This window comes from bacterium (assembly GCA_021372775.1).
Classification (GTDB): Bacteria; Acidobacteriota; Polarisedimenticolia; order J045; family J045; genus JAJFTU01.
The window spans coordinates 1-14211 of sequence record JAJFTU010000430.1 but is presented as its reverse complement, the minus strand read 5'-3'; the positions used below and the strand labels follow the sequence as shown (position 1 = coordinate 14211).

Sequence of the window (14211 nt, the reverse complement as noted above, 5' to 3'; positions counted from 1 at the left end):
CTGCGCGGCGCCGACGAAGACGCGCGCCGCCGGGCCGAGGCCGCCGCGGCCGCGCTCGCCGCGCACGGCGCGCGGGTCTCGCTGGCCGCCGTGCCCGCGACGGCGACCGACGACGAGGCGTTCGCCGCCGCGCTCGCGCTCGCGCCGACGGAGTGGGTCTTCCTGCTGCGCGCGGGCGAGGCGTACTCGGGGCTCGACGCCGACTGGTTCGTCGCGCAGTTCGGCGGCGGCGCGCCGGCCCTCGCCTTCGACGTCGCCGGCGGGCGCGAGACGCGCCTCTTCCGCGCGCCCCGCGGCGCCGACGCCGCGGCGGTCGCCGGGCTCCGCGCGCTCGGCGCGCCGCCGATCGACGGCCGCGTCGCGCTCGTGATCGGCTGACGCGGCGGCGCGCCGCCGAGGCGAAGCGACGCGGAGAGACCGCGGACCGCCCGCCGCAAAGAAAAGGGCGCGCCCGCGGGCGCGCCCTTTCGTCGTTCGGAAAAGCGGACGGGAGCGCGTCGCGCCCCCGCCCTCGGTCACTTGGCGAAGAGCTTCGGATCGACGCCGCCGTTGACCTTGACGGTCGTCAGCTTGTACGACGAGGCCGGCTTGCCGTTGGCGGTCTGCCGGCCTTCCGTCGGCACGGCGACGCCGCCGTCGGTCGTCGGCGCGCCGAAGACCTCGACCAGTTCCGCCGGGCCTTCCTGCGTCTTCCCCTGATGCTTCGTGCCGAGGAGCTTGCCGTCCTTGGCGACGAAGAGACGCATCGGCTTGCCGTTCAGCGTCACGAGCACCTGCTCGGCGTCCTGGTCCTCGAACTTCGCCGGGCCGAGCGCCTGCGCCTGGATCTTGCCGTCCGCCGCGTCGCGGACGAGGAGCAGCGCGCCGAACTCGGTCGGCAGGCCGCCGGCCATCTCGGCCACCGCGCTCGCCGGCAGGTCCATCGTCTGGCCGCCGGCCTGCTGGAACCCGGCCTGGCCGGACACGACCATCACGATCGCGCCCATCGGCGTCGTCAGTTCCATGCGGTACTTGTCGGGCAGGACGAACAGCTGCTTCGCCTTCAGGTCCATCGCCCCCATCGGGGTCTGCATCGTCAGCGTCCCTTCGGCGACGATGTCTTTGACGGCGGCGAGCCCCGCGCCCTTCGCCTGCGCGGCGAACTTCATCAGCCGCAGCCCTTCGGCGAGCGACTCCGGCGTGGCCGGCGGGATCACCTCGGCGGCCTTCGGCTCGGGGATCGTGACGTCGATCGTGTTGACCTTGCCGAAGGTCGAGAGCGGCTTGTCGAACTGCTCGGCGTTGCCGGCGGCGAGGATCAGCAGCTTCTCCGGCAGGAGACGCGTCTTGGCCACGCGGAGGACGTCTTCCTTGGTGACCTTCTCGATCGCGTTCTTCAGCCGGACGTTGAAGTCGGCCGGGTAGCCGTAGAACTCGTAGGTGACGAGCCGGTTGACGATCTTCGACCGGCTGTCGTACTCGAAGACGTAGGAGTTGAGGAAGCCGTCCTTCGCCCGCTTGAGCTCGACGTCGGACACCGGCGCCTCGCGGATCTTCTTGATCTCGTCGAGCACCGTGGCCAGCGCCTCGGCCGTCGTGTTCATCTTGGTCGAGGTGTAGAAGACGAAGATGCCCGGATGGTCGTAGGCCGGGGCCATCCAGCCGCCGGCGCCGTAGGCCAGGCCCTTCAGCGTGCGCACGTTGACGAAGAGGCGCGAGCTGAAGCCGCCGCCGAGGATCTCGGAGAGGACCTGCGTCGCGGGGTAGTCGGGATCGTCGTAGCGCATCCCGACGTGGCCGGCGAGGATGAACGTCTGCTGGACGTCCTTCTTCTCGACGTAGTTGACCGACGGGGCCGGTTCGGTGGTCGCCGGCGCCTTGTAGACCGGCGCGGGGCCCTGCCCCTTCCAGCCGGCGAACAGCTTGGCGACCTTCTCCTTCATCTCGGCGGCCTTGAAGTCGCCCCACGCGGCGAAGATCGCCTCGTCCGGGCGGAAGACCTTGGCGTGGTAGGCGACGAGATCCTCGCGGCCGACCGCGTCGACGTCGGCGTACTCGTACTGCCCGACGTACGGGGAATGCGCGCCGAAGAGGAGCTTCTGGAACTCGCGCCGCGCGAGGCCGTTGACCTCGTCGTTGCGGCGGGAGATCCCGCTGCGCATGTGGGTCTTCGCCAGGTCGATCTTGTCCTGCGCGAAGGCCGGGCGCATCGCCACGTCGGCGAAGAGGGCGAGGACTTCGTCGAGGTTCTCGGTGAGCGTCGCCCCCTCGACCGAGGCCGAGTCGGCGCCGACGGAGCTTTCGATCGACGCGCCGATCCGCTCGAGCTTTTCGTCGAGCGCGTCGCCCGTCAACCGGCCCGCGCCGCCGGTGCGGAGCGTCTCGCCGGCCAGCTCGGCCAGCGCCGGCTTGTCGGCCGGAGCGGCCAGGCGGCCGCCGTGGATCATCATCCGGAAGCCGACGTGCGGCAGCTCGTGGTCCTCGATCAGCAGCAGCTTCATGCCGTTCGGGAGCGTCGCGCGCACGACGTCGGGATTCTCGATCGGGTTCAGCGGCGGGTACTTCAGGTCGTCCACCCACGTCTTGTGGGGAGCGGCCGGGGCGGCCGGCGCCGCGGGGGCGGCGGCCTTCTGCGGCGCGGCCGCCGCGGCCGCGCCGAGCGCCGCGCCGATCACCAGCGGCGCGAACGCGGCAAACTTCGCGAAGAAGCGCTTCATCGTCGTCATCTCCCCGGCCCTAGCGGGCGTCCTTGGCGACGTTCTCGATCAGGCCGACCGTGCGGTTCGACTTGACGAACGTCTTCCGGGCCACGCGCTGGATGTCGTCGGCCGTGACCTTGTCGATCCGGTCGAGCGTCGAGAACAGCTCCCGCCAGTCCCCGCGGAGGTTCTGCGCGAAGGCCAGCTGCATCGCCAGCCCCATGTTCGAGTCGAGGCCGTCCACGAACTGCGCCTTGGAGCGCGTCTTGAACCCCGCCAGCTCCTCGGCCGTCACCGGCTCCTTCCCGATCTTCTCCAGCTCGGCGTAGAGCGCCTGCTCGCACTCGGCGTTGGTCTTGCCCTTGTTCGGAACGACGTAGAACAGCATCAGGCCGGGGTACTTCTGGCCGAGCTGCGTGATCGCGCCGACGGCCAGGGCGATCTGCTTTTCCTTGACCATCGACTTGTAGAGCCGCGAGCTGCGCCCGCCGGCGAGGATGTCCGAAAGCCCCTCGTAGACGGCGTCGTCCGGGTCGTTGACGTCCGGCTTGTGGTAGGCCACGAAGACGAACGGCTGCGACGGGTCTTCCATGACGATCCGCTTCTCGGCCCGCTGCGGCGGTTCCTTGGTCGTCACCGGACCGGGCTTGGTCCCGGCCGGGATCTGGCCGAGGCGCTTCTCGAGGATCGGCATCGCCGTCGCCGGATCGACGTCGCCGACGATCACGGCGGTGAGGTTCCTGGCGCGGTAGTACTTGTTGAACCACGCCTCGGCCTCGGTGCGGGAGATCGCCTCGAGGTCGCTCATGTGCCCGATGACGAACGAGCGGTACATGCTGGCCTTGTAGGCGACGGCCATGAAGTCGTCGAGGAGGCGGCGGGTCGGCTGGCTCTCGCCCATCCGCTTCTCCTCCATGATCACGTTCTTTTCCTTGTAGAACTCGCGCAGCACGGGGTGCGTGAAGCGGTCCGCCTCGAGGGCGGCCCACAGCTCGAGCCGGTTCGACGGCAGCGAGTAGTGGTAGGCCGTCTGGTCGAACGACGTGAAGGCGTTCAGCCCCTCGGCGCCGTTCTTCTCCAGCACCTCGCCGAACTCGTTCGGGATCACGTACTGCTGGGCGTCGTCCTGCGCCTTGGCGAACGCGGTCTCCAGCTCCTTGAGCTTCGCCTCGTCCGGCTTCGGCCGGCGGTTCCGCTCGGCGCGGAGCGCGAGGAACGCGTCCTCGACCTTCTTCAGGGCGACGGCTTCCTTGGCGTAGTCCTTGCCGCCGATCGTCGTCGTGCCCTTGAACGCCATGTGCTCGAAGATGTGCGCCAAGCCGGTGGCGTTCTGGTTCTCGTCCACGCCGCCGACGTCGGCGTACATCACGAAGGACGTCACCGGCGCGCCGGGCCGCGGGAGCATCAGCACCCGCAGACCGTTCGGCAGCGTCTTGTCGACGACCTTCTTCTCGAGGTCCTTGAACCCCTCCGCCCGCGCCGGCCCCGCGGCCAACGCCGCGGCGCAGACCGCCGCCAGGACGGCCCATCTCACGTTCTTCATGCCCTGCCTCCTCGAAGACGAACCCCGCCTCGCGGCGGGACGGATCAGGATAACCGAAACGAGCCGATCGAACGGCCGCGGACGACCGTTCGGCCCTTCCCGGCTACCGTTCGGAGCCACGCATGCGCGGCGGCCTTCGCCGCGCGACGGGCGCCGTCGCCCGGCGGACGACGGCGACCGGCGGACGACGACGCCCCGACGACCTTCCGCCGACGCTCAGGGTCGATACGACGCGATCCGCCGGCAGGCCTCGTCCACGACCTCGTCCTTCTTGCCGAAACAGAAGCGGAGCCAGCGTTCCCCTTCGGCGCCGAACCAGAAGGCCGTGCCCGGAATCGAGGCCACGCCGGCCCGCTCGAGCAGATCGAGCGCCGCGACGCGGGCGGTTCCCTTCCCCCACGCCGAGACGTCGGCGAGGACGTAGTAGGCGCCGTCCGGCGCGACCGGCGCGGCGCCCGCCTCGCGCAGCGCCGCGCAGAGAGCGTCGCGGCGGCGCTGGTGGTCGCGCGCCAGCGCCGCGTAGTGCGCGTCCCCTTGGGCGAGCCCCGCGGCCGCGCCGTACTGCAGCGGCGTCGGGGCGCAGACGAAGTAGACGTCGTTGACCGCGACGATCGGCCGCGCCAGCGGCTCCGGCGCGAAGGCGTAGCCGAGGCGCCAGCCGGTGACGCTGAAGACCTTGGAGAAGCCGCGGATCGAGACGGTCCGCGCCGCGAGGTCCTCGAACGCGGCCGGCGCGAGGTGGCGGCGGCCGTCGTAGACGAAGTGCTGGTAGATCTCGTCGGTGACGACCAGCAGGTCCCGCTCGCGCGCGACCGCCGCGACCGCGGCGAGCTCCGGCGCGCCGAGCATGTGCCCCGACGGGTTGGCCGGCGTGCAGAGCACGACCGCGCGGCTGTTCGGGCGCAGGGCGGCGCGCAGCGCCTCCTCCTCCAGCGCGAAGCGCGGGGCGGCGGTCCGCACCGGCTGCACTTCCAGGCCGGCCAGCTCCGCCTCGTGGCGGTGGTAGCCGTAGAACGGCTCGGGGAGCAGGACGCCGTCCCCCGGGTCGAGCAAGCCGAAGACGACCCCGGCGTAGGCGCCGCTCGCCCCGGCGCAGACGACGATCTCCCGCTCCGGATCGGCCTCGATCCCCTCGCGCCGCGCGAGGTCGGCGGCGATCGCCTCCCGCAGCTCGCGGATCCCTTCGGGCAGCGAGTACTGGCAACGCCCGGCGGCGATCGCCGCCCGCGCCGCCTCGGCGACGAACGGCGGCGTCGGCGTGTCGCAGACCCCCTGGCCGAGGTTGATCCCCGAGACGCGGGCGCACTCCCGCGTCATCCAGCGGATCTCCGACTGCTCCATCTCCCCCAGCCGGCGCGAGCGTTCGGGCATCGCGGCCGCCTCAGGCCGTGCCGACGCGGCGGCGCAGCTGCTTCCGCACCCAGAAGACGGCGAAGACGACGACCGCGGCGACGAAGACGTAGTCGATCAGGTGGGAGTAGTGGACGATCGTCTTCCAGCGGTCCTTGAGGAAGTACCCGGCGACCAGCAGGATCGAGTTCCAGATCGTCCCGCCGACGAGCGTGAAGGCGGCGAAGCGTCCCAACGGCATCCGGGCCACGCCGGCCGGGATGGAGATGAAGTGCCGCACGACCGGGATGAAGCGGCAGACGAAGACGGTCGCCCCTCCGCGCCGGTCGAACCAGCGGGCCGTGAGGTCGAGGTGCCCCTTGTTGAGCAGGAGGTACTTCCCCCAGCGGAGGACGAACGGGTAGCCGCCGTACCGCCCCATCGCGTAGCCGACCAGCGAGCCGAGCAGCGTGCCGACCGACGACGCGGCGATCGCCCCGGTCCAGGTCATCTTCCCGCTCTGGACGAGGAAGCCGGCCAGCGGCATCACCGCCTCCGAGGGGACGGGGGCGACCATGCTCTCCAGCGCCATGAAGAAGGCGAGTCCCAGATACCCCAGCGCGTCCATCGCCGCCTCGACCACGCCCAGCAGCCACACGACCATTCGGAACCCTCCCGCGACCGTTCGCGCCCCCCGCTTCAAACGTTTGGTGGCCCGAGGGGACCGCTTCTATAGTTTGAGCGTCTCCATTGTGCCCGCGGCGCGACGACCGCGCCCGCGGGCGGGCCGGGGTGCGTCCGCGGCCATGAAGGGGAGTTTGGAATGAAGCGGATGGTGAAGAAGACGATCATCTGGGCCGCGGTCGCGGCCGTCCTCGTCGGCGCCGGGTACGGGCTGTACCTCGCCAAGCGCCCCTCGGAACTGCCGCAGTACCGCACCGAGCCGATCGGCAAGGGGGACGTCACGGCGACCGTCACCGCGACCGGCACCCTCTCCGCCGTGACCACGGTCCAGGTCGGCAGCCAAGTCTCGGGGATCATCGCCAAGCTGCACGCGGACTTCAACAGCCGCGTCTCCAAGGGGCAGCTGCTGGCGGAGCTCGATCCGACCAACTTCGCCGCCGCGGTGTCGCAGCGCAAGGCCGACCTGCTGCAGGCCGAAGTCCAGATGAGGAACAACGGCGTCACCTACGAGCGCCAGAAGCGGCTCCTCGCGGCCGGCCTCAACGCGCAGGCCGACTACGACGCCGCCAAGGCCGCCTACGAGGCGTCGCAGGCGCAGGTGGCGCAGTCGAAGGCCGCGCTGGTCCAGGCGCAGACCAACCTCGAGTACACCAAGATCGTCTCCCCCGTGGACGGCGTCGTCGTCGACCGCCAGTACGACGTCGGCCAGACGGTCGCCGCCTCGTTCCAGGCGCCGACCCTCTTCACGATCGCCCAGGACCTGACGCAGATGCAGGTGCAGGCCGACGTCGATCAGTCGGACATCGGCCGGGTCAAGATGGGGCAGCCGGCGAAGTTCACCGTGGACGCCTACCCCGGGCGCGACTTCTCCGGCACGATCAAGGAAATCCGGCTCAACGCCACGGTCTCCCAGAACGTCGTCACCTACCCCGTGATCCTCCTCGTGCCGAATCCCGAGGAGCGGCTGCGGCCGAAGATGACGGCCGACGTGACGATCGAGGTGGCCAAGGTGCAGGACGCGCTGCGCGTGCCGAACGCCGCGCTCCGCTTCCGCCCCCAGGACGCCCCCGAGGGGAGCGCCGCCGCCAAGCAGGCGGCCGCCTCGGCGCCGGCGGCGACCGCCGGCGGCGGTCAGGCCGGAGGCCGGTCCGAAGGCCAGCAGGCGCGCCGCCGCAACGGCGACGGCAACGGCGGCGAGCGGCGCGGCGAGGCGGCCGGCGGGCAGCGCCGCAAGCGCGCGGAGCAGACGGTCTACGTCCTCGGCGCGAACGGGCAGCTCCGCCCGGTCTCGATCCACACCGGCGTGACCGACGGCCGCTACACCGTCGTCGCGGACGGCGACCTCAACGAAGGCGACCTGGTCGTCACCGGTCTGCCGACGACGCGCGCCGGACAGGAAGGCCGGCCGATGGGGATGCGCTTTTGAACCCGCAGGGCCTCGTCGAGCTGCGCGACCTGGTCAAGGTCTACGCGACCGGGGACGTCGAAGTGCGCGCGCTCGACGGCATCGACCTGAAGATCGACGAAGGCGAGTTCGTCGCCGTGATGGGGCCCTCGGGCAGCGGCAAGTCGACGCTGATGAACATCCTCGGCTGCCTCGACCGGCCGACGAGCGGACACTATTTCCTCGGCGGCGACGACGTGGCGCGGATGAACGCCGACGAGCGGGCGGAGATCCGCAACGCCCGCATCGGCTTCGTCTTCCAGAACTTCAACCTGCTCTCCCGCACCTCCGCGCTCGAGAACGTCGAGCTGCCGCTGATCTACGGCCGGCAGGGGTACGGGCCGCACGAGCGGGCCGAGAAGGCGATGTCGATGCTGGCCAAGGTCGGGCTGACCGGCCGCGAGAAGCACAACTCCTCGCAGCTCTCCGGCGGCCAGCAGCAGCGCGTGGCGATCGCCCGCGCGCTGATCACCGAGGCGCCGATCCTCCTCGCCGACGAGCCGACGGGGAACCTCGACACCAAGACGTCGATCGAGGTGATGGCGATCTTCCAGCGGCTGAACGACGACGGGAAGACCGTGATCGTGATCACCCACGAGCCGGACATCGCCGAGCACGCCAAGCGGGTCGTCACCTTCCGCGACGGCCGCATCGTCTCCGACGCGCCGGTCAAGAACAGAAAGCGCGCCACCCTGCAGGGAACGGACGTGGAAGAGGAGGCGCGATGAGAATCAGCTTGCTCCGCGCCGCGAGCATCCTCAAGGTCGGGCTCAAGGCGATCCTGCGCAACAAGATGCGCTCGGCGCTGACCGTCCTCGGGATCGTGATCGGCGTCGCCTGCGTGATCGCGATGGTCGCCGTGGCCAACGGGGCCTCGCAGGCCGTGCAGTCGCAGATCTCGTCGCTCGGCAGCAACTTCATCATGATCTTCCCCGGCGCGGTGACGCAGTCCGGGGCCCGCCTGTTCACCGGCAACTCGACGCTGACCGAGGACGACGCCGCGGCGCTGAAGACCGAGTGCCCTTCGGTCGCCTACGTCTCCCCCGCCACCCGCACCAGCGGGCAGGTCGTCGCCGGGGAGCTCAACTGGAGCACCTCCGTCCAGGGCGGCAGCGTCGACTGGACGTTCATCCGCGCCTGGAACGTCTCCGAGGGGGCGTTCTTCACCGATTCCGACGTCAAGTCGGCGACGAAGGTCGTCGTCCTCGGCGCCACCGTCTCCGAGAAGCTCTTCCCCGCCGGCGGGGCGGTCGGGCAGACGATCCGGATCAAGAACGTGCCGGTCCGCGTCGTCGGCGTGCTGGAGAAGAAGGGCGGCAGCACGATGGGGCAGGACCAGGACGACACGATCATCGCCCCCTACACCACGGTGATGAAGCGTCTCTCCGGCCGGCCGCGGCTGGACATGATCCTCGTCGGCGCCGTCTCCGGCGACGCGGTGGACCAGGCGCAGCGCGAGATCGACGCCCTGCTGCGCCAGCGCCACCGCATCCAGCCCGGGCAGGACAGCGACTTCATGATGCGCTCCCAGGAAGAGATCATGAGCATGGCCGCGCAGAGCACGAAGACCTTCTCGATGCTGCTCGGCTCGGTCGCCGCGATCTCGCTCCTCGTCGGCGGCATCGGGATCATGAACATCATGCTCGTCTCGGTCACCGAGCGGACGCGCGAGATCGGCATCCGCCTGGCGATCGGGGCCAAGGCCCACCACGTCCTCGCGCAGTTCCTGCTGGAGGCGGTGATCCTCTCCGCCGTCGGCGGCGCGATCGGCGTCGCCCTCGGGATCGGCGCGAGCAAGATCCTGTCGAAGCTGCAGGGCTGGCCCGTGTCGATCGGCACGACGCCGATCCTCGTCGCCTTCTTCTTCTCCGCCCTCGTCGGCGTCTTCTTCGGCTTCTATCCGGCCCGCAAGGCGAGCCAGCTCGACCCGATCGAGGCGCTGCGCTACGAGTGACGGCGCGCGCCGCGCCGCCGGGGAAAGGCCGCCTCCGGGCGGCCTTTCTCGTACCCGGGCGGGGCGCGGGTATATTCTCTGCTCGCCGCGCCCGCCGAGGACGCCGACCGCAACCACGAACCGCACCACTCTCCCGCGGGGGCGTTCCCCCGCCGAAGGCCGACCGCGATGGACCGCCGCGAACTCCTCAGCCAGAAGATCGTTCCGTTCGACCCCAAGACCGCCAAGACCGCCGACGACGTCCTGGCGCAGCTCGGAAACTGCTCCTTCCAGGGGCGCGCCCTGTCGCGCGTGCTCGACGTGTGGGAGCGGATGTGCCGCGACAAGGACTGCCTCCGCGTGATCTCCCTCGCCGGGGCGATGATCCCCGCCGGGATGGGGCAGATCGTGATCCGGCTGATCGAGGCCGGCCTCGTGGACGTGATCGTTCCCACCGGCGCCGCGATGTCGCACGACCTCTGCAACATCGCCGCGCAGGAGCACCAGGCGCACTACGTCGGCAGCGAGTACGCCGACGACGGCGTGCTGCGCGACGAGGCGATCAACCGCATCTACGACACCTACCTGCCCGAGGAAGGCTTCACCGCCGCCGAGGACGCGCTGTCGGCGATCCTCCCCACGCTTGAATACCAGAAGGCCGGCGACGCGCTGATCGTCACGACCGCCGACTTCTGCCGCCAGATCGGCTCGCGCCTCAAGGGGCACGGCGTCCTGACCGCCGCCGCGCGCCACGGCGTGACGATCTTCATCCCCGCGATCTCCGACAGCGAACTGGGCCTGACGATCGTCGCCGGCAACCAGCGCGACTCGCACGGCCTTCCCGGCCGCGTCGTCTTCGACACGCTGGCCGACGTCCGCGCCTTCGCCGAGATGGTCCGCGGCCGGACGCGCGCCGGGCTGGTGACGGTCGGCGGCGGCGTGCCGCGCAACTGGGCCCAGCAGGTCTATCCGTACCTCAAGTTCAAGCTCCGCGACGACGCGATCGAGGCCGAGGGGTACCACTACGGCGTGCGGATCACGACCGACCGCCCGGAGTGGGGCGGCCTCTCCGGCTGCACGATCTCGGAGTCGAAGAGCTGGGGCAAGTACGAGACGGGGGCGGTGGAGATGTCGGTCGCGTGCGACGCGACGATCGCCCTGCCGCTGATGGCGACCGCCCTCTTCCAGCGCCTCGGACTGCAGTGAGCGCGCCGCGCGGCCGCGGGTCCGCCCCGCGGCCGCGCCCGGCGCGGAGGCGGCGGTCCGCGGAGGCGACGGAGGAACCATGGAATACCGCGCCTTGGGCCGTTCGGGCCTGAAGGTCTCCGCGCTCTCCTTCGGCTCCTGGGTCACGTTCGGCGACCAGATGGACGAGGATCTCGCCGCGGCCGCGATGGCCGAGGCGTTCCGCCGCGGGGCCAACCTTTTCGACAACGCCGAGGTCTACGCCGGCGGCCGCGCGGAGGAGATCATGGGCCGCGCGATCGAGCGGCACGGCTGGAAACGCTCCGACGTCGTCGTCTCGACGAAGATCTTCTGGGGCGGCAAGGGGCCGAACGACGTCGGCCTCTCGCGCAAGCACGTCGTCGAGGGAACGCTGGCCTCGCTCGACCGCCTGCGCCTCAAGTACGTCGACCTGATCTTCTGCCACCGCCCCGACCTGCACACGCCGATCGAGGAGACGGTCCGCGCGATGTCGCACCTCGTGGAGCGCGGACTCGCCTTCTACTGGGGCACGAGCGAGTGGAGCGCGGCGCAGATCATGGAGGCGCACGCCGTCGCGCGCCGCGAGCGGCTCGTCCCGCCGACGATGGAGCAGCCGCAGTACAACATGTTCCACCGCGAGCGCGTGGAGGCGGAGTACGCGCCGCTCTACCGCTCGGTCGGCCTCGGCGCCACCGTCTGGAGCCCGCTCGCCGGCGGGCTGCTTTCCGGCAAGTACAACGACGGCGTCCCCGAAGGCGCGCGCGCCGCGCTCGCCGGCTACGAGTGGATGAGGGAGCGGTTCGCCGGGTCGGAGGCGCAGGAGCGGATCGCCAAGGTCCGCCGCCTCGGCGAGCTGGCCGGCGAGTTGGGCTGCACCACCGCGCAGTTGGCGCTGGCCTGGTGCCTCAAGAACCCGCGCGTGAGCAGCGTGATCACCGGGGCCTCGCGTCCGGAGCAGGTCGGCGAGAATATGCAGGCCGGCGAGGTCGCGGCGCGCCTCGACGCGGCGACGATGGAGCGGATCGAGCGGATCCTCGACGACCGCCCGGCGCCCGAATACGACTTCCGTTCCTGGTGAGGAGACGATGCCCAACATTCCGGCCTACGAGCGCGACCCGTATCTGACCGAGATGGACGTCTACGTGCGCGACGTCGGCGTCGATCAAGGACGGCCGTTCGCCGTGCTCGACGACTCGATCCTCTACCCCGAAGGGGGCGGCCAGCCGGCCGACCGCGGCCGCCTCGGCGACGCGGCGGTGGTCGACGTGCGCCGCGTCGGCGGCCGGATCCGCGTCTTCCTCGCGGCCCCCGTCGAGACCGGGCCGACGAAGCTGGAGCTGGACTGGGACCGCCGCTACGAGCACATGCAGCAGCACACCGCGCAGCACCTGCTGACGGCGATCGCCCAGGACCAGTTCGGCTGGCCGACGACCGCGTTCCATCTCGGCGAGCGCGACGCGGACGTCGAGCTCGACGCGCCGCTCCTTCCGCGCGAGGCGCTCGACGACCTCGAGGAGACCTGCGCCGCGGCGATCCGCGCCGCGCTGCCGGTCGCGGCGCGCCGCGTCTCCCCCGCCGAGTTCGCGACGATGGAAGTCCGCACGCGCGGCCTGCCCGAGGGGTTCTCGGGGGACGTGCGGCTCGTCGAGATCGAGGGGATCGACCTCAACACCTGCGGCGGGACCCATCTCCGCTCCACCGCCGAAATCGAGACGATCAAGCTGCTCGGCGTCGAGCCGATGCGCGGCGGCACGCGGCTGCACTTCGTCGCCGGCCGGCGCGCCAGGACGCGCCTCGCCGAGCGGGAGGCGCTCGCCGGCGCGCTGCGCCAGATCCTCGGCGCCCCCGACGAAGAACTCGCCGACGCGGCCGGGGCCAAGCTCGAGCAGCTCAAGGACGCGCTGCGGCGGGCGAAGGCGCTCGAGGAGGAGCTCGCCGGCGCCGCGGCGCGCGAGCTCTCGTCCGGCGAGAGCCCGGTCGCGGCGCGCCACTGGCCGGACCGCGACGGCGCCTTCCTCCAGCGGGTGGCGAAGGAGTTCGCGCCGCTTGCGCCGACGAAGGTCGCGCTGCTCACCGCCGGCGCCGGCGAGGCCGGCGTCTTCTCGCTGGCCTTCGGCGAGCGGGCCCCGCTCGACGCGCCGTCCGCGGCGCGCGCCGTGGCGGAGACGCTCGGCGGACGCGGCGGCGGCTCGGGGCGGATGTTCCAGGGGAAGGCCTCGGCCCTCTCGCGCCGCGACGCCGCGGCCGAGATCCTCCTCCGCTCGTTCAAGAGCCGTCCCTGACCGCGCCGACGGCATCGGGGCGCGCGCCGCGCCGCGCGCCGCGGGGCCGTCCTCGGAGCCGACCTTGCCCTCGCCTCTCGTAGACTCCCACTGCCACGTCGACGTCGAAGCGTTCGACGAGGACCGCGACGCGGTCCTCGAGCGGGCGCGCGCCGCCGGCCTCGTCGCGCTCGTCGTCGTCGGCTCGGGACAGGCCGCGGGCAAGGGCCCGCGGACCGCGCTCGACCTCGCCGCCGCGCACCCCGGCTTCGTCTTCCCGACCGTCGGGATTCATCCGCACGACGCGCGCTTCGCCGACGAGGCGCGGCTCGACGAGATCGCCGCGCTCGCCGCGCGCCCCGAGGTCGTCGCCGTCGGCGAGATCGGGCTCGACTTCCACTACGACCTCTCCCCCCGCCCGGCGCAGGAGGAGGCGTTCCGGCGGCAGGTGGCGCTGGCCCGCGCGGCGAAGAAGCCGATCGTCGTCCACACGCGGCTCGCGCCGGAGCTCACGCTGCGGATCCTGCGCGAGGAGGGGGCGCGCGACGTCGGCGGCGTGATCCACTGCTTCAGCGAGGACGCGGCGTTCGCCAAGGAGGCGCTCGAGCTCGGCTTCCTCGCCTCGTTCAGCGGACTCGCGACGTTCCCCAAGGCCGGCGCCGTGCGCGACGCCGCGCTGCGGCAGCCGCTCGACGCGCTGCTGGTCGAGACCGACGCGCCGTACCTCGCGCCGGTTCCGCACCGCGGCCGGCGCGCCGAGCCGGCCCACGTCGCCGTGACCGCGGCGTTCGTCGCGCGGATCCGCTGCGTCGACGAGGACGAGCTCCGCGCCGCGGCGACCGCGAACGCCGACCGCCTCTTCGGCCTCTCCGCGCGCCGCTGATCCGGCGCGGTCAGCGCGCGGCGGGCGGCGCGTCGGCGAGGTTCGCCGCCGCCTCGAGCGCGACGCGGCCGATCGCCTCCATCGTCTTCGGCGTGATGAAGAAGATCGTGTCCTCGTTCGTGTGGTAGCCGTGGTGCGCCCCGCCCATGCCGAAGAGCGAGACGGCGGGAATCCCCGCGGCCTGGAACGGCCCGTGGTCGGCGCGCGGCTCGCCCGAGCTGCGGCCCGACTTGAGTTCGAGCGGCGAGCC

The 14211-nt window shown here is 71.7% G+C and carries 13 protein-coding genes; 8 read left to right on the top strand and 5 right to left on the bottom strand.

Features of this window, described 5'->3' with window-relative positions; translation table 11 throughout:
* A partial coding sequence (locus LLG88_14890) for a hypothetical protein (protein MCE5248192.1) occupies positions 1-378 on the top strand: 378 nt, incomplete at its 5' end.
* A 137-nt stretch (positions 379-515) separates the two neighbouring features.
* Here the strand turns inward: LLG88_14890 and LLG88_14885 are convergent.
* The 4 genes from LLG88_14885 to LLG88_14870 all read right to left on the bottom strand — a co-directional run bounded on the left by LLG88_14885 (position 516) and on the right by LLG88_14870 (position 6214).
* Complete coding sequence (locus LLG88_14885) at positions 516-2696, bottom strand: insulinase family protein (GenBank protein ID MCE5248191.1); 2181 nt, start codon at positions 2694-2696, stop codon at positions 516-518.
* A gap of 19 nt (positions 2697-2715) precedes the next feature.
* Positions 2716-4221 carry an insulinase family protein gene (locus tag LLG88_14880; protein MCE5248190.1) on the bottom strand — a complete coding sequence of 502 codons (1506 nt, stop codon included), beginning with the start codon at positions 4219-4221 and terminating at the stop codon, positions 2716-2718.
* A gap of 216 nt (positions 4222-4437) precedes the next feature.
* Positions 4438-5592 carry a pyridoxal phosphate-dependent aminotransferase gene (locus LLG88_14875; GenBank protein MCE5248189.1) on the bottom strand — a complete coding sequence of 385 codons (1155 nt, stop codon included), beginning with the start codon at positions 5590-5592 and terminating at the stop codon, positions 4438-4440.
* A gap of 10 nt (positions 5593-5602) precedes the next feature.
* Positions 5603-6214 (bottom strand): DedA family protein, encoded by a 612-nt coding sequence (locus LLG88_14870; GenBank protein ID MCE5248188.1) that lies wholly within the window; start codon positions 6212-6214, stop codon positions 5603-5605.
* A gap of 159 nt (positions 6215-6373) precedes the next feature.
* Between LLG88_14870 and LLG88_14865 the strand changes: the two genes are divergently transcribed.
* From LLG88_14865 to LLG88_14835, 7 genes are all read left to right on the top strand, one after another.
* The gene (locus LLG88_14865; protein MCE5248187.1) at positions 6374-7660 is read left to right on the top strand and encodes an efflux RND transporter periplasmic adaptor subunit; all 1287 of its coding nucleotides are present in this window, start codon (positions 6374-6376) and stop codon (positions 7658-7660) included.
* A complete protein-coding gene (locus LLG88_14860) occupies positions 7657-8406 on the top strand; it encodes an ABC transporter ATP-binding protein (GenBank protein MCE5248186.1) in 750 nt (249 codons plus the stop codon). The genes LLG88_14865 and LLG88_14860 overlap by 4 nt, the downstream gene beginning before the upstream one ends.
* Complete coding sequence (locus tag LLG88_14855; protein ID MCE5248185.1) at positions 8403-9632, top strand: ABC transporter permease; 1230 nt, start codon at positions 8403-8405, stop codon at positions 9630-9632. Before LLG88_14860 ends, LLG88_14855 begins: the two co-directional genes overlap by 4 nt.
* Before the next feature lie 168 nt (positions 9633-9800).
* On the top strand, positions 9801-10817 hold the full coding sequence (locus tag LLG88_14850) for a deoxyhypusine synthase family protein (protein ID MCE5248184.1): 1017 nt from the start codon (positions 9801-9803) through the stop codon (positions 10815-10817).
* A 79-nt stretch (positions 10818-10896) separates the two neighbouring features.
* Entirely contained in the window at positions 10897-11895 is a 999-nt protein-coding gene (locus tag LLG88_14845; protein MCE5248183.1) for an aldo/keto reductase, read from the top strand.
* A 7-nt stretch (positions 11896-11902) separates the two neighbouring features.
* A complete protein-coding gene (locus LLG88_14840; protein ID MCE5248182.1) occupies positions 11903-13099 on the top strand; it encodes an alanyl-tRNA editing protein in 1197 nt (398 codons plus the stop codon).
* Between the two features lie 64 nt (positions 13100-13163).
* Positions 13164-13961: a TatD family hydrolase gene (locus LLG88_14835; protein ID MCE5248181.1), complete on the top strand. Its 798-nt coding sequence runs from the start codon at positions 13164-13166 to the stop codon at positions 13959-13961.
* A gap of 10 nt (positions 13962-13971) precedes the next feature.
* Here LLG88_14835 and LLG88_14830 read toward each other — a convergent pair.
* Positions 13972-14211, bottom strand: a 240-nt coding sequence (locus tag LLG88_14830) for a M28 family metallopeptidase (GenBank protein ID MCE5248180.1), incomplete at its 5' end; no start/stop codon positions are given.